At 58.1% G+C, this 21,069-nt stretch carries 16 protein-coding genes; 5 read left to right on the top strand and 11 right to left on the bottom strand.

Annotated features, from left to right (window positions below; genetic code table 11):
* Window positions 1-50 precede the first annotated feature (50 nt).
* Window positions 51-530: an Hcp family type VI secretion system effector gene (locus OK412_RS15555; protein WP_264353335.1), complete on the bottom strand. Its 480-nt coding sequence runs from the start codon at window positions 528-530 to the stop codon at window positions 51-53.
* 305 nt (window positions 531-835) lie between these two features.
* Between OK412_RS15555 and OK412_RS15560 the strand changes: the two genes are divergently transcribed.
* Entirely contained in the window at window positions 836-1,336 is a 501-nt protein-coding gene (locus OK412_RS15560; RefSeq protein WP_010671786.1) for a GNAT family N-acetyltransferase, read from the top strand.
* Here the strand turns inward: OK412_RS15560 and OK412_RS15565 are convergent.
* The 4 genes from OK412_RS15565 to rraB all read right to left on the bottom strand — a co-directional run bounded on the left by OK412_RS15565 (window position 1,331) and on the right by rraB (window position 5,058).
* Window positions 1,331-2,116, bottom strand: coding sequence for a histidine phosphatase family protein (locus tag OK412_RS15565; RefSeq protein WP_010251666.1), 786 nt, complete (start codon window positions 2,114-2,116; stop codon window positions 1,331-1,333). The two genes, OK412_RS15560 and OK412_RS15565, sit on opposite strands and share 6 nt — an antisense overlap.
* A 10-nt stretch (window positions 2,117-2,126) precedes the next feature.
* Window positions 2,127-3,455 carry a hypothetical protein gene (locus OK412_RS15570; RefSeq protein WP_129062743.1) on the bottom strand — a complete coding sequence of 443 codons (1,329 nt, stop codon included), beginning with the start codon at window positions 3,453-3,455 and terminating at the stop codon, window positions 2,127-2,129.
* A gap of 370 nt (window positions 3,456-3,825) precedes the next feature.
* Window positions 3,826-4,587, bottom strand: a complete 762-nt coding sequence (gene miaE, locus OK412_RS15575; RefSeq protein ID WP_033769520.1) for a tRNA isopentenyl-2-thiomethyl-A-37 hydroxylase MiaE — start codon at window positions 4,585-4,587, stop codon at window positions 3,826-3,828.
* A 54-nt stretch (window positions 4,588-4,641) separates the two neighbouring features.
* Complete coding sequence (rraB, locus tag OK412_RS15580) at window positions 4,642-5,058, bottom strand: ribonuclease E inhibitor RraB (protein ID WP_010251675.1); 417 nt, start codon at window positions 5,056-5,058, stop codon at window positions 4,642-4,644.
* 160 nt (window positions 5,059-5,218) lie between these two features.
* Between rraB and argF the strand changes: the two genes are divergently transcribed.
* The 4 genes from argF to ridA all read left to right on the top strand — a co-directional run bounded on the left by argF (window position 5,219) and on the right by ridA (window position 8,411).
* Complete coding sequence (argF, locus tag OK412_RS15585) at window positions 5,219-6,226, top strand: ornithine carbamoyltransferase (protein ID WP_264353336.1); 1,008 nt, start codon at window positions 5,219-5,221, stop codon at window positions 6,224-6,226.
* A gap of 313 nt (window positions 6,227-6,539) precedes the next feature.
* On the top strand, window positions 6,540-7,475 hold the full coding sequence (pyrB, locus tag OK412_RS15590; protein ID WP_010251681.1) for an aspartate carbamoyltransferase: 936 nt from the start codon (window positions 6,540-6,542) through the stop codon (window positions 7,473-7,475).
* Window positions 7,476-7,487: 12 nt separating this feature from the next.
* The gene (gene pyrI, locus OK412_RS15595; protein WP_010251684.1) at window positions 7,488-7,952 is read left to right on the top strand and encodes an aspartate carbamoyltransferase regulatory subunit; all 465 of its coding nucleotides are present in this window, start codon (window positions 7,488-7,490) and stop codon (window positions 7,950-7,952) included.
* A gap of 72 nt (window positions 7,953-8,024) precedes the next feature.
* Window positions 8,025-8,411, top strand: a complete 387-nt coding sequence (gene ridA / locus OK412_RS15600; RefSeq protein ID WP_010251687.1) for a 2-iminobutanoate/2-iminopropanoate deaminase — start codon at window positions 8,025-8,027, stop codon at window positions 8,409-8,411.
* 76 nt (window positions 8,412-8,487) lie between these two features.
* Here the strand turns inward: ridA and lplT are convergent, their stop codons facing one another.
* From lplT to OK412_RS15630, 6 genes are all read right to left on the bottom strand, one after another.
* Window positions 8,488-9,678, bottom strand: a complete 1,191-nt coding sequence (gene lplT / locus OK412_RS15605; RefSeq protein ID WP_010251689.1) for a lysophospholipid transporter LplT — start codon at window positions 9,676-9,678, stop codon at window positions 8,488-8,490.
* Complete coding sequence (gene aas, locus OK412_RS15610; protein WP_010671792.1) at window positions 9,675-11,825, bottom strand: bifunctional acyl-ACP--phospholipid O-acyltransferase/long-chain-fatty-acid--ACP ligase; 2,151 nt, start codon at window positions 11,823-11,825, stop codon at window positions 9,675-9,677. The genes lplT and aas overlap by 4 nt, the downstream gene beginning before the upstream one ends.
* Before the next feature lie 90 nt (window positions 11,826-11,915).
* Window positions 11,916-13,301, bottom strand: a complete 1,386-nt coding sequence (locus tag OK412_RS15615) for an efflux transporter outer membrane subunit (RefSeq protein WP_264353337.1) — start codon at window positions 13,299-13,301, stop codon at window positions 11,916-11,918.
* Window positions 13,302-13,304: 3 nt separating this feature from the next.
* Entirely contained in the window at window positions 13,305-16,406 is a 3,102-nt protein-coding gene (locus tag OK412_RS15620; RefSeq protein WP_264353338.1) for a multidrug efflux RND transporter permease subunit, read from the bottom strand.
* Window positions 16,403-19,624 carry an efflux RND transporter permease subunit gene (locus OK412_RS15625; protein ID WP_264353339.1) on the bottom strand — a complete coding sequence of 1,074 codons (3,222 nt, stop codon included), beginning with the start codon at window positions 19,622-19,624 and terminating at the stop codon, window positions 16,403-16,405. The genes OK412_RS15620 and OK412_RS15625 overlap by 4 nt, the downstream gene beginning before the upstream one ends.
* On the bottom strand, window positions 19,621-20,832 hold the full coding sequence (locus tag OK412_RS15630; protein ID WP_264353340.1) for an efflux RND transporter periplasmic adaptor subunit: 1,212 nt from the start codon (window positions 20,830-20,832) through the stop codon (window positions 19,621-19,623). The genes OK412_RS15625 and OK412_RS15630 overlap by 4 nt, the downstream gene beginning before the upstream one ends.
* Between the last annotated feature and the right edge of the window lie 237 nt (window positions 20,833-21,069).

Genomic DNA, 21,069 nt, shown 5'->3' on the forward strand with positions numbered 1-21,069 from the left:
ACACGCTCCTTAAAATGACTCACAGAATTGCTGCACCATTGATAGTTGAATTATGTGCGTTCCTTCCATGAATCGGAGTGCTGAATATTGCCATCACAGTACTTCCAGGTGATTTTTTCGTAGCGCAGCGTTACTGACTCAAGATGGTTCATATTTTCAATGGATTTGATGTTATGCATGAATGGATTAACCGACACCACTTTCACTCCTTCAATGAACATATTGAAGTACTCCTCTTCCTGGCCAGCGTGATTAATACGGTACCATTTTATTTCAGCTGACCTGAGTGTTTGCCCGGAGGAGACTGCTTTATAAAGATAAGGGCTGGATGAGTCGAATTCTTTTTCGAATTCTAATGCACTATGAACACGCGTCCCTGTGAGTTTACCGGTGTGAGGATCAACTGGTATGCTCAACCCATGCATGAAACTAAGTACTTCAATACTTCCTTCTCGATGTTGGACGTCAACTGATCCTTTGATATCTGCACCACCATCATCTTTCAGCCATAGGTAAGCTGGAATTGCCATGAAATTAATCCTTTAATTAGCGTTAAAGGTATTAACTTACAGGAGTAGCAGTCAGCATTTTTGATTCACATCAATTAAGACAAACAAATTGATTGTGAAGTAATCAGCACTATTAAGACCAGAAGATAGAAACAATCCCTTATTACTGAACATAGTAAGGTGTAAATGATAAAACAGATTTTCAAGTGACATTAAAAAACATGACGCTTTTAAAGCCTCCCTGCATTGTCAGGAATATTGCTTTTACATGACGATAATGTTACTTCTGGTAAATGTCTAACCGATTTACATAGCTCAACTCCCACATGATTTCTGACTCTCAGCACCTCCAGGTGCGGCCGATTACTGCCGCCGATAATCCGCATATCGCCCAGGTGATCCGCGACGTTTCCGCGGAGTTCGGCCTGACGGCTGACAAGGGCTACACCGTTTCCGATCCGCAGCTCGACCAGCTGTTTGAGCTCTACAGTGCCGAACAGAGCGCCTACTGGATTGTTGAGTATCAGGGCAAGGTGGTCGGCGGCGGCGGTGTTGCGCCGCTCGCCTGCAGCGCACCCGATATCTGCGAACTGCAAAAGATGTACTTTCTGCCGGAGGTGCGCGGTCAGGGTCTGGCACGCGAACTGGCGCTGCGGGCGATAGAACATGCACGCAGCCACGGTTTCCGTCGCTGCTATCTGGAAACCACCGCCAGCCTGACGCGGGCCATTAAACTTTATGAGTCACTCGGCTTTGAGCATATCGACAGCGCGATGGGCTGCACCGGCCATGTCGACTGCGAAGTGCGTATGTTGCGGAAGTTATAAGCCGCGCTCTACGTAACTCATATCGTTGATGGATTCAATCACGAACTCTCCGCTGTCGGTATAGCGCAGCCGGGTTACGCTCGCATTGTCCAGCGTCTGGTTTAACGACGTATCGCCAAGCGCCTGCAGTAGCGCTGTAATCGCCAGGCCATGCGTGACCACCAGAACGTTACCGCCGCCCTGCTGCCGGGCCTGCTGCGCTATCTCAGTCAGACTATCGACCATTCGCTTCGCAACCTGCTGATAGCTTTCGGCCATGCCTGCTGATTTAATGCCTCTCAGTGCCGGCGTGCCTGACGCTTCCGCCTGCCGGATAGCGTCTATGATCCTGTCGACATGAACCTTGCCTTTGCCATAGGCCTCCATTAGCGCCGTATCGGATGCAAATCCCAACTGATGGGCGGCATCGTTCAACATATTATTATTCAGATCGCCCTCATACAGGCCAAAGCCCACTTCCCGCAATTCCCGGCGTTCGTTCAGCGGCAGCGGCGTTTTCCATGCCTGCATCACAAGCTGCGCGGTTTCTCTCGCTCTGCCAGCATCGCTGGACCAGACGGCGATAAACGGGATCGTCTGCAGACCGCGTCCCAGCTTTTGCGCCACCTCTACCCCCGCTGGCGTTAGCGGAGTATCTGCCCATCCCTGCGCGCGATGCACCGTGTTGAACATCGTTTTACCATGCCGCGTAACGTAGAGAGTGACATCGGCGGCAAAGGCTTCGCCTGCGACAGCCCCAACCACAATAAGAATCAGCAACGCTTTAAAAATTCTTTTCATCGTATTTTCCTTATCTGAACAGATTTAATTTATATTCAACCGCGATCTCTGCAGAAAGGCTGGGAGAACGCATATATTTCCCTTGCGCATTAAAAACCGGGGTTTCTTTATTATTCTTATATGACCAGCCATAACCGAATAGCGTAAAGACCGATAAATCCTTCAGGACCGGATGGGGTTCGATGAAGCGGTTTATGAGCGCGACTTCCCCCGAACGCATACGCGTATTACGATAATTAAACTGTCCATAGTTAATCTGAAATCCGCTAAAAATGCCTTTTGAAATTTCAAATTCCGTCTGCGACACCAGCGCCAGTTCTTTATCACGGGTATAATCTTTTCCGGCAGAGGTCAGGGCGTTGAAACGCCCACGGGTATTTTTTGTCAGCGGGCGCACATAATATCCCACCGCATTATGTTTGGGTGCCGAAGTCCAGGCGGCAGCGAATTTCTGTGTCCATCTGTCGTTAATCCAGTCTGCTTCACCGACATAGTGCCACGCGTGGTTATCGTACGATCTTTTGCTGGCCGCCATGCTTTTATAATTTTCCAGCCCCTGACTGCCATAAATTTGAGAGGACAAGCGCCAGTCCGGCGAGAGCGAATAATTCGCTTCGATAACATGACGCCGCTGGTAGGCTTCCGCTTCGCCAAATGCGTAGGCGAGACGTCCGCGATCACCGGTATAGCTCAGTGCGCCGGTATAGATCGCATTAATTTTTCGTCGGTCCTGGGTTTGCAGGGCAAGACTCTCCGGCGAGTCGTGGCGAAGCGTTTTGGTCACGTAAGCCAAATCCAGCCGTATCTTCTGCACGTTCAGCGCGCCGCTATAGCCTGAGTAACTGTTGCGTGACAAGCGGTCCGTGGTGGTCAGCACGCCGATGTTTTTTAACTCCTGCCAGCCCGCTTTTCCTTTAAATCCCGCATTCGCGTCCCCCAGCTTCACTTTCAGATAGCGTTCACCAAACTTGCTGAAGCCGTGCGCGTCAGCTTTTTGCTGATGACCGCCGCTGTCGTAAAGCAGGCCGCGCGTGGCAAAGTAGTCGCTGGCTCCCAGCCTGATCGCTCGGGTATAAGTTGCATCAAAACCCAGCCAGTCCCACTGATAGCCGGAACGAAAATTCAGGCTTGACGCCTGTCCCCAGGCATTATGAACGGTGGCAGGCTGCGCTTCATTTTCCTTGAGATACTTCCAGTGATTACGCAGTCTGAGATCGAGTTGCGAATCACGCAGGAAAGCATTGTCAGAGAATGATAATGCGTCGGAAAAGTCAGCCCATGCGCCAGGTGGCTGCAAAAACAGTAAAATAAATAACGGAATACCGCGCTTTCCCCTCATGTTAATGACTCCTTCCATTAAATGCTTATTAGCAAAACTGGACGCCAAAAAAAAGTCGCTGATTCTTTTCCCCGGCTATACCCGGTGCAAAAAAAAACCTGATTCACAACCCTCTCTGGCAAAGAGGCGTTATGAATCAGGTTTTGCTTGAAAAATAACAATCCTAATCCGGCAAGAGCACTATAGTTATTCCGCAAAGAAAAAACAGAAGAGATAAAATATTTTGTGAGGGGTCACTCAAATTATATTTTTCGGAGGTAACGCGTTCATATTAGATTAACAGTTAATACTTATCTTTTTATTATTAATAAAATCAACCCGGTTCAATATAAAAAATAAACGGCCATCGTAAGAGCGCCGTTTACTCTAATCAGAACGCCGGTACGCCGCTGTGAAAGCGTAATTCGTTGTCGGGTTCGCTAATTAACCGCCCTTCTGTTGCCCCAATCGCCTGCACCCGCGGCGTGATGTCTCTGGTGGCAATCTGCGCCGCCAGGGTTAAATAGTCCTGATAATGCCGCGCCTCTGAGCGCAGCAGCGACAGATAGAACTTCGCCAGTTCGTCATCAAGATAAGGAGCCAGACTGGCGAAACGTTCGCAGGAGCGCGCCTCGATGTAAGCGCCGCATATCAGCTTATCCACCAGCGTTTCCGGTTCATGGGTGGTGACTTCGCGCAGCAGCGATTTGGCATAGCGGCTGGAAGTGATCTTCTGATAGACCAGCCCGCGCGACTGCATAATTTCCCACACCTGATAGAAGTGATGCAGCTCCTCTTTAATCAGCAGCACCATCTTCTCCACCAGCTCATCCGCCCACGGCAGCGCATTGCGCACGATGATACGTTTTGTCAGGTTCTTATGGGCGTTGATAAAGTCGCTGTCGCCATCTTCGCGGAAGATAAAATCTTCATAAGGTTTCAGCCACGCCAGAATGGCGTCGCCGCTGGGTTTGTCGGCAACATATTTGCGGATCAACCACACCGCGGTCTGCGCGGCTTTCAGTTCGCACACCAGATGGTCGGTTAACAGCAGGGTCAGATTTTCCGGCTTGCGCGCCTCATCAATCCAGGCCTGTGGCGTGCGGCAGTGCAGAAACTGATAGATCGGTTCAAGTAAGGGTGCGTAGTTCATGATGTTAAAACAGGTGGCAGGGGTGATAGGCGGAGAACTCTCCGCCCCGGCTACTTAGTGGCGAATACCATCATCATCTTCATCTTCGATGGCGTCGTCATCTTCATCTTCGGCATCGGGATCTTCAAAATAGGTGCCCCAGCCGTCGTAATCGACGTTGTACTTACCAATCAGGTTCACCAGCTGCTCAACCTGCACATCGATCAGTTCAGGCTTCAGGGCGGATTCGCTGATGATGTCGACGCACATCACGGTGGTGCCATCTTCCAGCTCCAGCTCTTCCGGCTCGGTCACTTCATAACCCAGCTTGAACGCATCAACGGCCGCTTTTTCCAGCGAATCAAAATTATTGCATGAGAGATGGTGCTCGATGGTATAGAGCGCATCAGGATCGCTGCCATCCTCCAGCAGCTCTTCGATAATCTGCCGCGTCTCTTCCTGCTGCTCTTCCAGTAATGCTTCATATGCCATGACGATATCCTCTCTGAGTTCGGCAATAATCAATTATTTTCCCATACTGCCCGTCGCGCCACTACACAAAACGAAAAGTTTATTAGGCCCGCACTTGAAAATGCATATTCATACGGTTAGATTGAATTTTAATTCACTTTAATGATTACCGGAGTGTTGTATGAGTCAGCTGTATCAGCGCCATTTCCTCAGGCTTCTGGATTTTACGCCCGCCGAGATTGATCACCTGCTTACCCTTTCCGCTGAATTGAAACGGGCGAAAAAAAGCGCCAAGGAAGTACAGCATCTGAAAGGTAAAAACATCGCGCTCATCTTCGAAAAAGACTCGACCCGTACCCGATGCTCTTTCGAAGTTGCCGCTTACGATCAGGGTGCGAACGTCACCTATCTTGGCCCGAGTGGCAGCCAGATCGGCCATAAAGAGTCGATGCGCGACACCGCGCGGGTGCTGGGCCGGATGTACGATGGCATTCAGTATCGCGGTTACGGTCAGGAACTGGTGGAAACGCTGGCGGAACATGCCGGTGTGCCGGTGTGGAACGGCCTGACCACCGAGTTTCATCCGACCCAGCTGCTGGCCGATCTGCTGACCATGCAGGAGCATCTGCCGGGCAAAAAACTCAGCGAGATGACGCTGGTTTATGTGGGTGATGCGCGCAACAACATGGGCAACACCATGCTGGAAGCCGCCGCACAGGTGGGGCTGGATCTGCGTCTGGTGGCACCAAAGAGCTGCTGGCCAGAGGAGCAACTGGTGGCGCAGTGCCGTGAAGCCGCGCAGCAGACCGGCGGGAAAATTACCCTCACCGAACATATTGCCGACGGCGTGAAAGGCGCTGACTTTATCTACACCGATGTCTGGGTGTCGATGGGCGAAGCCAAAGCGGTGTGGGCCGAGCGTATCGCGCTGCTGCGTGACTATCAGGTGAACCGCGCGATGCTCGATCTGACCGGCAACCCGCAGGTTAAATTTCTGCACTGTCTGCCCGCCTTCCACGACGATCAGACCACGCTGGGCCAGCAGATGGCGGAACAGTACGATCTGCCCAACGGTATGGAAGTGAGTAACGAGGTATTTGAGTCACCACACAGCATTGTGTTCGACCAGGCTGAGAACCGGATGCACACGATTAAAGCGGTGATGGTGGCCACGCTGGGCCAGCGCTGACCGACGGATGTGACACGGGCTAATGCTGCCAGGGAGCGCGGATACTTAGCGATTCATCCGCCTGACCTGTCCCGGCCTCCGAGCGGCTAAGCAGGCGCAAACGTTTTCCTCTTGCTGCCCCACCGCGAACGGGTATAATGCGGCCCAATTTGCCGGAGGAAATATGCTACAGCACAGCGGACAATTTGACGCTCAATCACGCCTGACCGCAGGCGGTGCTACTGTTTCTTTCGGTCATCGACCCGATCTTAAAAAAGCCCCTTAAGCAGGGGCTTTTTTTTGTCCGCAATCCGGCCGCGCAGAGGAGACAGCTATGGCTAACCCGCTATATCGCAAGCACATTATTTCAATCAACGACCTCAGTCGTGAAGAGCTGGAACTGGCGCTACACACCGCCGCGAAGCTGAAAGCCCATCCGCAGCCGGAACTGCTGAAGCACAAGGTTATCGCCAGCTGCTTCTTTGAGGCGTCTACCCGTACCCGCCTGTCGTTTGAAACCGCCATTCATCGCCTCGGCGCGTCAGCGGTGGGCTTTGCTGACGGCAGTAATACGTCGCTGGGCAAAAAAGGCGAAACCCTGGCCGACACCATTTCAGTGATCAGCACCTACGTCGATGCGATCGTGATGCGTCACCCGCAGGAAGGCGCGGCGCGGCTGGCGACCGAGTTCTCCGGCGGCATCCCGATTCTCAACGCCGGTGACGGCGCGAACCAGCATCCGACCCAGACGCTGCTTGATCTCTTCACCATTCAGGAGACGCAGAGCCGTCTTAATCAGCTGAATGTGGCGATGGTCGGCGACCTGAAGTATGGCCGCACCGTCCACTCCCTGACCCAGGCGCTGGCGAAGTTTGACGGCAACCGCTTCTTCTTTATCGCGCCCGATGCGCTGGCGATGCCGGCCTATATCACCGATATGCTGGATGAGAAGAATATCAGCTGGTCACGTCACGACAGCTTTGAAGAGGTGATGCCGCAGCTCGATATCCTCTACATGACGCGGGTGCAGAAAGAGCGGCTCGATCCGTCAGAATATGCCAACGTCAAAGCGCAGTTCATTCTGCGCGCTGCCGATCTCGCTACAGCGCGCGACAATATGAAGGTGCTGCACCCGCTGCCGCGCATCGACGAAATCACCACCGATGTCGATAAAACCCCGTATGCCTGGTATTTCCAGCAGGCGGGTAACGGCATCTATGCGCGCCAGGCTCTGCTGGCACTGGTTTTAAACAGCGAACTCGCCCTGTAAGGAGATACCCCCATGACGCAGGACAACAAACTGCAGGTCGAAGCGATCAAACGCGGCACGGTCATCGACCATATTCCGGCGCAGATCGGCTTTAAATTGCTCTCTCTGTTCCGGCTGACCGAAACCGATCAGCGCATTACCATTGGCCTGAATCTGCCCTCAGGCGAGATGGGCCGCAAAGATCTGATCAAGATTGAGAATACCTTTCTCACCGACGATCAGGTCAATCAGCTGGCGGTCTATGCGCCCCATGCTACGGTCAACCGCATCGACGACTATGAAGTGGTCGCGAAGATCGCCCCGACGCTGCCGGACCACGTTGAACGGGTGCTGACCTGCCCCAACAGCAACTGCATCAGCCGCAGCGAGCCGGTCTTCTCCAGCTTTGCCGTGAAGCAGCGCGCCGACGATGTGCATCTGAAGTGCAAATATTGCGAAAAAGAGTTCGCCCGCCATGTGGTGCTGGGTCACTGGTAATCGCCCTACCCGACCTTATAATGGGCAACACCGGCGGCATCGCCGCCTGACGACGTAATCAAAGGAGCAATGATGTCTCGTGAAATCAGTACTGAAAAAGCCCCTGCCGCTATCGGCCCCTATGTTCAGGGTGTCGATCTGGGCAGCATGATCATCACCTCTGGCCAGATCCCGGTGGATCCGGCGACCGGCCAGGTGGCGGATGACGTTGCCGCACAGGCGCGTCAGTCACTGGAAAATGTGAAGGCGATTGTTGAAGCAGCGGGTCTGAAGGTCGGCGACATCGTGAAGACCACGGTGTTCGTAAAGGATTTAAATGACTTCGCCACGGTCAATGCGGCTTATGAGGCGTTTTTCACCGAGCATGAAGCGCACTTCCCGGCGCGTTCCTGTGTCGAAGTGGCGCGTCTGCCAAAAGATGTGAAGATCGAAATCGAAGCGATTGCCCTTCGTCGCTAATCTACGTTGTTAACATCTATTGTTAACGAGGGCGCCCGCCTCTCTCCGGCTATCCCGGAGAGAGGCGGTGAATCGCTTAACGCTTAGCCGGACGCCACAGCCACAGCAGCGCTATCGCCAGCGCAAACAGCACGCCAAAACCGACGCCCGTCGCCACCGCAGGTGCACCCGCCTTGATCGCCAGCGTATAGAGCCCCAGCATAATCAGCATGGCGCTGTTCTCACCCAGATTCTGCACCGCAATCGCATTACCTGAACCGACGCTCTCTTTGCCCCGCGCCTGCAACAGCGCATTCAGCGGCACCACAAAGAAACCGCCCAGCGCGCCAATCAGCATCAGCACCAGATAGGCATTCAGCAGAGAATGCTGCAGCGCGAAGACGACGACCATCACACCAATCAGCACACCGGCTGGCATACAGCGACGCACCGTTTCAAGCGTCACCAGCTTCGCCGCCGCCGCCGCCCCAATCACAATCCCGATCGCCACCATGGCATTCAGGGTCGTTGGTGTGGTGTTGTCACTGATGCCCAGCGCCACCGGCACCCACAGCACCAGCAGAAAACGCAGCGTCACGCCTGCGCCCCAGAACAGGCTGGTGCCGAGCAGCGAGAAGCGCGTCTCCGCATCACGCCATAGCAGCGCGGCAGCACTGAAAAAACTGCGTACCATCATACCCAGCTGCCAGCTCTGACCAGGACGCGCCGCCTGCAGTTTCGGGATGAACAGGTTGGCTACCACGGCAATGCCGTAGGTCAGCGCACAGATCCCCAGCGCCGCCAGCAGATGCCAGTCAGCCAGCATCCCGCCCGCCACTGAGCCGAGCAGAATGGCGGCGATGGTCGATCCCTCCATCAGCCCGTTGGCTTTCACCAGCTTCTCACCGTGGGTGATCTCACCGAGGATGCCATATTTAGCCGGAGAGTAAGCGGCTGCGCCCGCGCCCACCAGGGTATAACCGAGGAAGGGGTTGAAGCCGAAGCAGATCACCAGCGCGCCCAGCAGCTTCAGGCTGTTGGCGAGCATCATCACCCGCCCTTTTGCCATGCTGTCCGCGACCTGACCGACAAAGGGTGCCAGCAGAATGTAAGCCGCGACAAAGAGCATCTGCAGCACCGGCTGGCTCCAGTCGGGATAGAACTGGCTTTTCAGCACGGCCAGCGTGGCAAACAGCAGCGCGTTATCGCCGAAGGCCGAAAAGAACTGGGCGATAATCACGGCGATCATGCCGCGTGACATCAGCGGCGCATTACGATCAAGGCTCATGCCTGCTCCTCTTCCGCCATTTTTTTCAGCGTAACGTAATCGGGTTTACCGCTGCCCAGCTGCGGCAACTGCTTCATCACCCGGATATCACGCGGAAGCGCCAGTTCTGGCGCACCCAGCTCGCGGGCCGCTTTCTGCAGGCTGTCGCGCGCCAGTTCAGCGTCGGTGGTGAACAGCACCAGCGCCTCACCACGCTGACCATCCGGGCGCAGCGAGGCGGCATGTTGTTTGTCCGGCGACGCTTTCAGAGCGATCTGCTCGACGATCTCCAGCGACACCATCTCACCGGCAATCTTCGCGAAGCGTTTGGCGCGCCCCTGAATCTGGCAGAAACCGCCGTCATCAAAGCTGACGATATCACCCGTGTCATACCAGCCCGCTTCCTGATTGCCTTCGCCATCGTCGGCGACCGGCACTTCCAGCACGCCTGGATTCTCGACGCGCAGATAGCCCTTCATCACGTTCGGTCCGCGCAGCTGCAGCCGTCCGCCCTGCTCAATGCCCGGCACCGACATCAGCCGCGAATCCATACCCGGCAGAATGCGTCCGACGGTATGCGCCTTCGCCGCCATCGGCACGTTAATCGCGACCACTGGCGCGCATTCGGTTACGCCGTAGCCTTCAAGAATGCGAATGCCATACTTCTCCATGTAGAGCTGACGGGTGTTCTCCTGCAGCTTCTCCGCCCCCGCCACCACATAGCGCAGGCGGGCAAAATCATAGGGCGCGGCAAAGCGCGCGTAGTTGCCGAGGAAGGTCGAGGTGCCAAACAGCACGGTGCAGTTGCGGTCATAGACCAGCTCCGGCACGATGCGATAGTGCAGCGGGCTGGGATAGAGGAACACCTGCGCGCCGGTCATCAGCGGCGTAAACAGCCCGACGGTCAGACCAAACGCATGGAACAGCGGCAGCGCCGACATAAAGCGGTCGCGCGGGGTGAAGTCGGCGATGGTGCGGATCTGTTCGACGTTCGCCAGCAGGCTTTTATGCGAATGCACCACCCCTTTGGGGTTGCCTTCCGAGCCGGAGGTAAACAGTACCATCGCGGCGTCTTCCGGCTGCTGGGGCAGCTGCGCGCGATGCGGCATCAGCAGATGGGCGACGATCCACAGTTTATCTTTACTGGTCACGGTATCTTTCAGATCTTCCAGATAGATCCACTGCACATCATCGAGCCCCTGCGGCAGATGCCACAGGTTGCCTTTGTCCAGGAACTGGCGCGACGTGAAGACCGTTTTGATCTGCGCGGCGGTCAGTGCCGCCCGCATGCCGTTCACGCCCGCCGTGTAGTTGAGCATCGCCGGAACGCGTCCACGCAGGGATGCCCCGAAAATCGCCGCCGCCGTGACGGTGGTATTGGGCAGCAGCAACCCTACCACTTCGCGCGGCTGGCTGTAGCGCTCCAGAATACGGCCCACGCCCAGCGCCTTCTTCAGCAGTCCGTTGTAGCTGTCGGGTTTGAAATTGACATCTTCGATGCAGCGTTTAAACGCGCCATAACGCGTACGCGCCGCCAGAAACGCCTCAAACAGGGTTTCACGCGGACGCACCGCCATGCGCGCTTCCATCATCACATGATGCAGATGCTCACCGGCCAGCACGCGCCGATCGCGCGCCCGTTTCGCCTCCGGCATCGGAATACGGGTGGCGGGCAGAATCGTCAGGGTGATGCGCGGGAACAGGCGACGTTTAAACACGCCCGCCAGACGACCAAACGGCGTGTACTCTGCGCCTTCAATGCGCATCGGCACCACATTCGCGCCCGAACGCGCCGCGACAAAACCCGCCCCGCTGTAGATCTTCATCAGCGATCCGGTGACGGTAATACGTCCTTCCGGGAAGATCACCACCGGACGGCCACTGTCGATCAGCCTGACCAGCTGTTTGAGCGCCATGGGTTTGGTCGGATCGAGCGGCACATAGTCGATAAAGGGTTTAACCAGCCGCATAAACCAGCTTTCGCTGATGGTCGAATAGACCGCATAGACCGGCTTAATCGGCAAAAATAGCGCCAGCAATATGCCGTCGAGAAACGACATATGGTTCGGCGTGATCAATACCTTCTGCTTATGCAGTTCGGCGACGTCGCCACGCAGTTCGACCCGCCATAACAGGCGAAATATCAGGCGCAATAGTGTGAAAACCATGCCGGCTCCTTAGCATTGTGAAAATAGCCCCTCACGATGCAGGATTTGACGCGGTTCGACAACAGAATTATCGGTAACCTGACGCCGCCTTCAGGGTGCCTGCCAGCCACCGCCGAGTGCCGCAATCAGCGCCACACTGCTGACCCACTGCGTGCTCTGCAGCGTCAGCAAACTCTGCTGCGCACTCAGGCGGCTGTTTTCGGTGGTCGCCACATCCAGATACGTAATCATGCCCGCCTCGTACTGCAAACGGGTTACCCGCGCAGAGGTCTGCGCCGCGTCGGTGGCGCGCTGCTGCGCGGCGATCTCACCCTGCAGCGTGTTCAGCTCCACCAGCTTATCTTCCACCTCCTGCATTGCGGTCAGCACCGTCTGACGATAGGTCGCAACGCTGGCATCCCAGCCCGCTCGTGCCTGATCGACCTGTGCTGCGGTCGCACCAAAATCCAGCAGCGTGCCGCTCAGCTCCGGCCCCAGCGACCAGACGCGATTCGGCAGCGAGAAGAGCGAATGCAGCACGGAAGAACTGACGCCACCGCTGGCGCTCAGGGTCAGGTCGGGATAGTAACCGGCCACCGCCACGCCCACCGCGGCATTGGCCGCGGCCATGTTACGTTCGGCGTAAGCAATGTCGGGACGGCGCTGCAACAGCTCGCCCGGCAGGGCTGCCGGAATCGCGGGCAGCGTGGCCGTCAGCGGCGCGGCGGTCAGGCTGAATTCAGCGGGTGCTTTGCCGATCAGCAGCGCAATGGCGTGCTCCATCTGCGCGCGCTGCCACTGATAATCCTGCGCCGAGGCGCTGGCGCTCTCCAGCTGCAGCTGCGCCTGAGCCAGGGTGGCACGCGACGCGGTGCCCGCCTGATACTGGCTGGTAATCACTTTCAGATAGCGCTGATAAGCATCAACGCTCTGCTGATAGAGCGCGATTTTCTGATCCATGATGCGCAGCTGGAAATAGTCCTGCGCCAGCTCAGACTGGGCGCTCAGGGTGATATTGGCCAGTTCCGCCGCGCTGGCCGAGGCGCTGGCGCGGTTCTCCTCCAGCGTGCGTCGCAGTTTGCCCCACAGGTCCAGCTCCCAGCTGGCACTCAGCTCCGCCTGATGGCTGCTGCTGGTGGTGCGAACGCTGCTGTCAGTCGCGTGGCTGCCGCTGCGCGTCGCGCTGCCGTCATAGCCCAGCGAGGGAAACAGCGCCGCGCGTGACTCACTCGCCAGCGCCTGTGCCTGCCGGTACTGCGCGGCATAATTCGCCACGTTCTGGTTCGAGATGCTCACCTGGTTCAGCAGCCCGCTCAGGGTGGCGTCGTGATAAACCGCCCACCATTCGCCTTTACTTTGCGCATCAAGCGGCGTCGCCTGCTGCCAGCCTCTGGCCTCTTTATAGTGGACCGGCATTGCCATCGCGGGGCGCTGATAGTCGGGACCGACGCTACAGCCGCTCAGCAGCATCACAACAAAGGGGATAAGCGGTTTCATGGATCAGGATTCCGTAGGGCGCAGACGACGCCATTGACGTTGAGTGGCACGGCCCAGACGATCGAGCCAAAGATAAACAACCGGCGTGGTAAACAGCGTCAGCAGCTGGCTGAGCGCCAGTCCGCCCGCGATAGCGATGCCCAGCGGGCTGCGCAGATCGGCATCACCGCCGCTGCCCAGCGCCAGCGGCAACGCGCCGAAAAAGGCGGCCAGCGTGGTCATCATGATGGGCCGGAAGCGCATCAGGCACGCCTGGGTGATCGCCTGCTGTGGCGACATGCCCTGCTGCCGCTCCGCGTCGATGGCGAAATCGATCATCATGATGGCGTTCTTTTTCACGATGCCGATCAGCAGGATGATGCCAATCAGCGCGATCACCGTGAGCTGCGTGCCGGTCAGCAGCAGCAGTAACAGCGCGCCGACGCCCGCTGACGGCAGGGTCGAAAGAATGGTCAGCGGATGAATGTAGCTCTCATAGAGCACGCCGAGCACAAGATAGACCGCCGCCAGCGCCGCCAGAATCAGCCACGGCATGGTCGCGGTCAGCTGAGAAAAGGCGGCGGCGGTGCCGGCAAAACCGGCATGAAGGGTCGACGGCAGGCCCAGCTTCGCCATCGCCTGTTTTATCAGTTCCTGCGCCTGTTCCAGTGACACACCCTCGTTGAGATTAAACGCCAGGGTGCTGGTCGCGGCCTGGCCCTGATGCGCCACCGACAGCGGCGCGTTGCCGCCGCTGAAGCGGGCAAAGGCGGAGAGCGGCACGCGGTCACCGCTGTCGTTAATCACATAAAGCTGCTGCAGCGTCTCGGGATTGGCGGTGTCGCTATCCTGCAGTGACATCACCACGTGATACTGATTCAGGGTGTGATAGAGCGTGGCGATCTGCCGCTGGCTGAACGCATTGTTCAGCAGCGTATCCAGCATGTTCACGTTGACGCCCAGCCGGGTAGCGCGATCACGATCGATGTTCAGCTCTACCTCCTGGCCGCCGGTCTGCGAATCGGAGTCCACGCTGTTAAGCTCGGGGATCGCCGCCAGCGCCGCCTGCACTTTCGGCGTCCAGGTGCGCAGCAGATCGAGATCGTCCGCCTGCAGGCTGTACTGATATGTGGCGTTGGCGCTGCGTCCGCCAATGTGCAGGTCCTGCGCCGCCATCAGGAACATCTGCGCCCCGGCGATGTGACTGGTTTTGCGCGTCAGCCGGTTGGCCACCTCGGTGGCGGTCGCATCGCGCTGATCAAAATCTTTAAGCCGCACAAAGAAGTTGGCGCTGTTGCGGGAGCCAAACATCCCGCTGCCCATCGACGACATCACACTCTCTACCGCCGGATCTTCCTGAATGATCTGCGTGAACATCAGCATTTTCGGCTTCATCGCCTGGAACGAGATGTTCTGATCGGCGCGCAGCGCACCCATCAGCAGCCCGGTATCCTGATTGGGGAAGAAGCCCTTCTGCACCACGACGAAGAGAAAAACATTCAGTAGTACGGTCAGCAGCAGGCTGAGCAGCGTCAGTTTCTGATGGCGCATCACCCAGGCCAGCCCGCGCCCGTAGGCGGCCAGCAGGCGATTCAGCTGGTTTTCAATCAACTGATAAAGCGGATGCGGCCGCTGGCTGACGGGCGGCTTTGGTTTCAGCAGGCGGGCGCAGAGCATCGGCGTCAGACTCAGCGAGACAAACAGTGAGATCAGCAGCGACACGGTGAGCGTCACGGCGAATTCGCGGAACAGCCGCCCGACAATGCTGCCCATCAGCAGGATCGGGATGAACACCGCGATCAGCGACACGGTCATCGACAGCACGGTAAAGCTCACCTCCTGCGCCCCGCGCAGCGCTGCCCGCAGCGGGCTCAGCCCGCGCTCAATGTGACGGGTGATGTTCTCCAGCACCACAATCGCATCATCCACCACGAAGCCGGTGGCGATAATCAGCGCCATCAGCGACAGGTTATCCAGGCTGTATCCCAGCAGATACATCACCGCGCAGGTGCCGATCAGCGACACCGGCAGTGCCAGCGCCGGAATGATCACCGCCTGCAGATTGCGCAGAAAAACAAACACCACCGCAATCACCAGCAGCACCGCGATCAGCAGCGTCTCTTCGGTGTCATACAGCGAGGCGCGCACGCCAGGCGAACGGTCAACCACCACCTTCAGCTGGCTGTCAGCGGGCAGGCTCTTTTCAAGCTGTGGCAACTGCGCTTTTATCGCGTCGATGGTTTCCAGCATATTGGCACCCGCCTGACGTTTGATACCGATCATCACCGCCGGTGTGGCATTCAGAAACCCTGCCTGATAGCGATCTTCCACCGAGTCATAGACCGTGGCGACGTCGCGCAGTCGCACCGCGTTGCCCTGCTGATAAGTGATGATCAAATCGCGGTAGCTGGCGGCCTTCTCCAGCTGGCCGTTGCTGTCCACCAGCCACGACTGGTCACTGCTCTGTAAGATCCCTTTAGGCAGATTAGTGGTGCTGTTGGCGACGGCGGCACGCACCGTCTCCAGCGAGATGCCGTAATGGGTCAGCTTCAGCGGCTGCAGATCAATCCGCACCGCCGGTAAGGCGCTGCCCATCAGCGACACTTCGCCGACGCCCTGTACCTGCCCCATCGCCTGTTCGATTTTGCTCTCCGCCAGATCGTAGAGCTCGCCTGGCGTGCGGGTGGCAGAGGTCAGCGCCAGCATTACTATTGGCGCGTCTGACGGGTTGGCTTTGCGATAGGTCGGCAGCGAGGCCATTGCGCTGGGCAGCAGGCTGCGCGCCGCGTTGATTGCCGCCTGCACGTCGCGCGCCGCGCCATTGATATCGCGGTCCAGTTCAAACTGCAGGATGATGCTGCTGGAGCCCTGCGAGCTGCTGGAGGTCATCTCACTGATACCGGCAATCTGCCCCAGCGAACGTTCCAGCGGCGTAGCGACCGTCGCCGCCATGGTTTCCGGGCTGGCGCCTGCCAGGCTGGCGCTGACCATGATGGTAGGAAAATCGACCTGCGGCAGCGGTGCTACCGGCAGCAGCCGGTAGCCCAGCGCGCCCAGCAGCAGGATCGCCAGCGTCAGCAGCAGCGTCGCCACCGGACGAAAGATAAACAGCCGGGTCAGATTCATTGCCCGCTCCGCGCCCGCTGCTGACGGCGTTTCACCCAGGCGTTACCGCGCTGCGCCAGCCCATCAAACAGGAGGTAGATGACCGGCGTGGAGAAGAGTGTCAGCACCTGACTGACAATCAGCCCGCCGACAATCACCAGCCCCAGCGGCTGACGCAGCTCTGCCCCGGAGCCGGAGGCCAGCATCAGCGGCAGCGCACCCAGCAGCGCCGCCATCGTCGTCATCAGAATCGGGCGGAAGCGCAGCAGGCAGGCCTGATGAATCGCGTCGCGCGCGCTGAGTTGCTGATGGTGTTCCGCCTCCAGCGCGAAGTCGATCATCATGATGGCGTTCTTTTTCACGATGCCGATCAGCAGTATCACCCCAATCAGCGCAATCAGGCTGAATTCGGTGCCCGCCAGCAGCAGCGTCAGCAACGCGCCCACCGCCGCCGACGGCAGCGTAGAGAGGATGGTCACCGGATGGATAAAGCTCTCGTAGAGGATGCCGAGCACCACATACATGGTGATCAGCGCCGCCAGAATCAGCCACAGCGTGTTGCCGGTAGCGCTCTGAAACGCCGAGGTTTCCCCCTGATAACGCAGCGTGGTGCTCTCCGGCAGATGCAGCTGCTCCCGCACGTCCGCGATCGCCCGCTGTCCATCCTCAAGCGAATAGCCCGGATTAAGGTTGAAGGAGATCATCACCGCCGGGAACTGATTCAGCCGCATGTGCATCAGCGAACCGGTGCGCTGGTGGATAGTGGCGATAGAGGTGAGTTTGACCATGCCGCTGCTGGTCGTGCTGGCGCTGGTGTCAGAGGCTGAAGTGGACGTTGACGAAGACGATGATGTTGACGAAGACGCTGATGAAGCCGTGCTGGTGGATGACGACGCCGAACTGCTGCTGCCGGACGATTGCAGCCAGACATCATCAAACGACGCCGGACCCTGCTGGTATGCCGGAGCCACTTCCAGCACCACCCGATACTGATTCGACTGGGTGAAGATGGTCGAGACCAGCCGCTGACCAAAGGCGTTATAGAGCGCGGTGTCCACGTCCGAGGCAGTAATGCCGAAGCGCGCCGCTTTATCGCGGTTCAGCTCAACGTAAGAGACGCGCCCCTGATCCTGCAGGTTACTCACCACGCCATTAAACTCGGGCCGCTGCTGCAATGCCGCCACCAGTTTCGGCGACTCGCTGACCAGATTTTCACTGTCGGCATCATCGAGGGTGAACTGATACTGACTCGGCGAGACCTGATCGTTGACGGTGAGATCCTGCGCCGGTTGCAGATAGAGCCGGATGCCCGGCACATCGGCGGTCGCCTGTTGCAGTTGTTTAATCACCTCACCCGCTTTCACATCACGCGAGCCAAACGGCTTCAGGTTGATCTGCAACCGCCCGCTGTTAAGGCTGGTGTTGGTGCCGTCGATGCCGATCGTCGATGAGACGCTCTCCACCGCCGGGTTTTTCAGGATCCGCGCCGACAACGCCTGCTGCCGCGTTGCCATGGCGTTAAACGAGACGTCCTGTGAGGCGACGGTAATGCCCTGAATCAGCCCGGTATCCTGGGTCGGGAAGAAGCCTTTCGGCACCATCATGTAGAGCAGCGCCGTCAGCCCGAAGGTGGCCAGCGCCACCATCAGCGTCAGTTTCTGATGGTTCAGCACCACGGTCAGCAGCCGGTCATAGCCGCGCACCAGGGCATCAAACAGTTCGCCGCCCTTGCGGGCAAACGTCGACTGCTGTTCTGGCGGAATGTGGCGCAGCAGATATGCACACAGCATCGGTGTCAGGGTCAGCGACACCAGCATTGACACCAGAATCGCCACCGCCAGCGTAATCGCGAACTCCCGGAACAGTCGCCCGACCACATCGCCCATAAACAGCAGCGGGATCAGCACCGCAATCAGCGAAAAGGTCAGCGAGATGATGGTGAAGCCAATCTGCTGTGAGCCTTTCAGCGCGGCTTCCATCGGTGACTCGCCCTGCTCCAGCCGCCGGGAGATGTTCTCGACCACCACAATAGCGTCATCAATGACAAAACCGGTGGCGATGGTCAGCGCCATCAGCGACAGATTATTCAGGCTGAAGCCCGCCAGATACATCACACCAAAGGTGCCGACCAGCGACAGCGGCACTGCCACGCTCGGAATCAGCGTGGCAGCAACGTTGCGCAGGAACAGGAAAGTCACCATCACCACCAGCGCAATCGACAGCATCAGTTCAAACTGCACGTCGCTGATCGAGGCGCGAATGGTCTGGGTGCGATCGGAGAGAATGGTCATCTTCACCCCCTCCGGCAGTGCCGCCTGCAGCGCGGGGAGCTGCGCCTTGATGTTGTCCACCACCTGGATCACGTTCGCGCCCGGCTGACGCTGCACGCTGATTACAATCGCGGGCTGGTTGTTGGCCCACGCCGACTGGAAGCTGTTTTCCGGGCCCTGTTCAATGTGGGCGATATCTTTCAGGCGCAGCGCCGCGCCATTCTCATAGCTGAGGATCAGGTTCCCGTACTCGGTTGCGGTGCGCAGCTGGTCGTTGGCGTCAATGGTCACCGAATGATATTTCCCGTCAAAGCCGCCTTTGGAGCCATTGACGTTGCTGTTGCCAATCAGCGTATTTACCGCCTCCAGCGTCAGATGATGCGCCGCCAGCGCCTGAGGATTCATCTGCACCCGAATCGCCGGCTGGTGGCCGCCCGCCAGCGTCACCATCCCGACGCCGGAGATCTGCGACAGCTTCAGCGCCACCCGGGTGTTGACCAGATCCTGCACCGCGGTCAACGGCAGCGTGCTGGAGCTGGCTGCCAGCGTTACCACCGCGCTGTCCGCCGGATTGACCTTTTTGTAGGTCGGCGGATTGGGCAGGTCGTCGGGCAGCAGATTATTCGCCGCATTGATCGCCGCCTGCACCTCCTGTTCTGCGACATCCAGCGACAGATCGAGGCTGAACTTCAGGGTAATGATCGACGAGCCGCTGGCGCTGGTGGAGCTCATCTGGCTCAGTCCCGCCATCTGCCCTAACTGGCGCTCCAGCGGTGAGGTGACCGACGACGCCATCACATCCGGGCTGGCACCCGGATAGAGCGTGGTGACCTGAATGATCGGATAGTCGACCTGCGGCAGCGCCGAGGTTGAGAGGAATTTCCAGGCAAAAATGCCGGCGATCAGCACGCCGACCATCAGCAGAATGGTGGCGACCGGACGCAGAATAAACAGGCGCGACGGGTTCATTTCAACACAGCACCCGCAGCGGCGGGCGTCTCATCGGCCAGCGACACTTTGCTGCCGCTGGTCAGACGATCGATCCCTTCCGTCAACAGCCGATCGCCCGGCGAAACGCCGCTGAGGATCGCCTGCTGATCGTCTCCGAAAGCGGGACCGGTGATGACCGCTTTGCGCGTGACGCTGTGATCCTGATTGATCACAAAGACAAAACTGCCGTCGCTGCTCAGCTGCAGCGCCTGGGCCGGGATCACCGTCGCGCCTTTCAGCACCCGGGTCTGCAGCCGCAGATTCACAAACTGATTGGCAAACAGCGACTCATCCTGGTTAGCGAACACCGCTTTCAGCGCCACGGTGCCGGTGGCGGTGTCGATCTGGTTGCTGATGAACTTCACTTCGCCGCTGCCGAGCTGATGCTGGTTGTCCTGATCATACAGCGTGGCGGGCAGGCTCTGCCCCTGATGCAGCACGCTGACCAGCGTCGGGATTTCGCTTTGTGGCACGCTAAAGGTCACGGCGGCGGGCTGCATCTGGGTAATAGTCACCAGGCCGGTGCTGCTGGCACTCTGAACCATGTTGCCGGGATCGACCTGACGCAGGCCGACGCGCCCGCTGATCGGGGCGGTGATCCGGGCATATTCAATGCTGAGTTTCGCACTGGCGATCTGCGCCTGATCGGCGGCGACGGCACCGCGATACTGCCCGACAGTGGCAATCTGGCTGTCCAGATCCTGACGCGCCAGTGCATCCTGCGCCGCCAGTTTGCGGTAGCGCGCCAGCGTCAGCTCCGCACTTTTCAGCAGCGCCTGGTTTTCACTGAGTTCGCCCTGATACTGGTTCAGCGTGGCCTGAAAGCTGCGCGGATCGATCTGCGCCAGCAGCTGCCCGGCGCTGACTTTTTGCCCCTCAGTAAAGAAAACCTGCTCCAGCTGGCCGTCAACGCGGCTGGTCACCGTGACGCTGGCGTTGGGGATGACCGTGCCGAGCGCATTCAGCCACACCGGCACATCCGCCGTGCTGGCGACACCGCTGTGAACCAGCGTCGCCCCTCCGCCCATCATGCCATGCGCACCCGGTCTGCCCGACGGCATCCCCTCGCCAGGCCCGTGACCCGCCGCCAGCAGACGCCAGATAACCCCAGCGACAATCGCCGCCATCAGCAACAGAAGCAGCCATTTAAGCCCAAAGGAACGCGCGGGGCGAGAAAGGTGAGTCATCGTCGAACTCTTCAGATAAGCAGAAAAAGAAATCCCGGAACGTGCGGAATGCGGCAGTGAGCGGCGGCGGACAAAAAACCGCCAGGCTTCACGGCGGCCATTATCAGTGAAAGGCGACGCGCCTTTCTATTGGCAAACTGTCAGGGTTTCGTTAAGAACGATGTTGATTTAGCGGGGGTTTTTACAGCGGTAACGGCAGGCTCAGGCAAGCAGGCAAAAAAAACCCACGCATCTGCG

The sequence above is a fragment of the Pantoea sp. JV6 genome, assembly GCF_025910055.1.
In the GTDB taxonomy this organism is placed as follows: Bacteria; Pseudomonadota; Gammaproteobacteria; order Enterobacterales; family Enterobacteriaceae; genus Pantoea; species Pantoea agglomerans.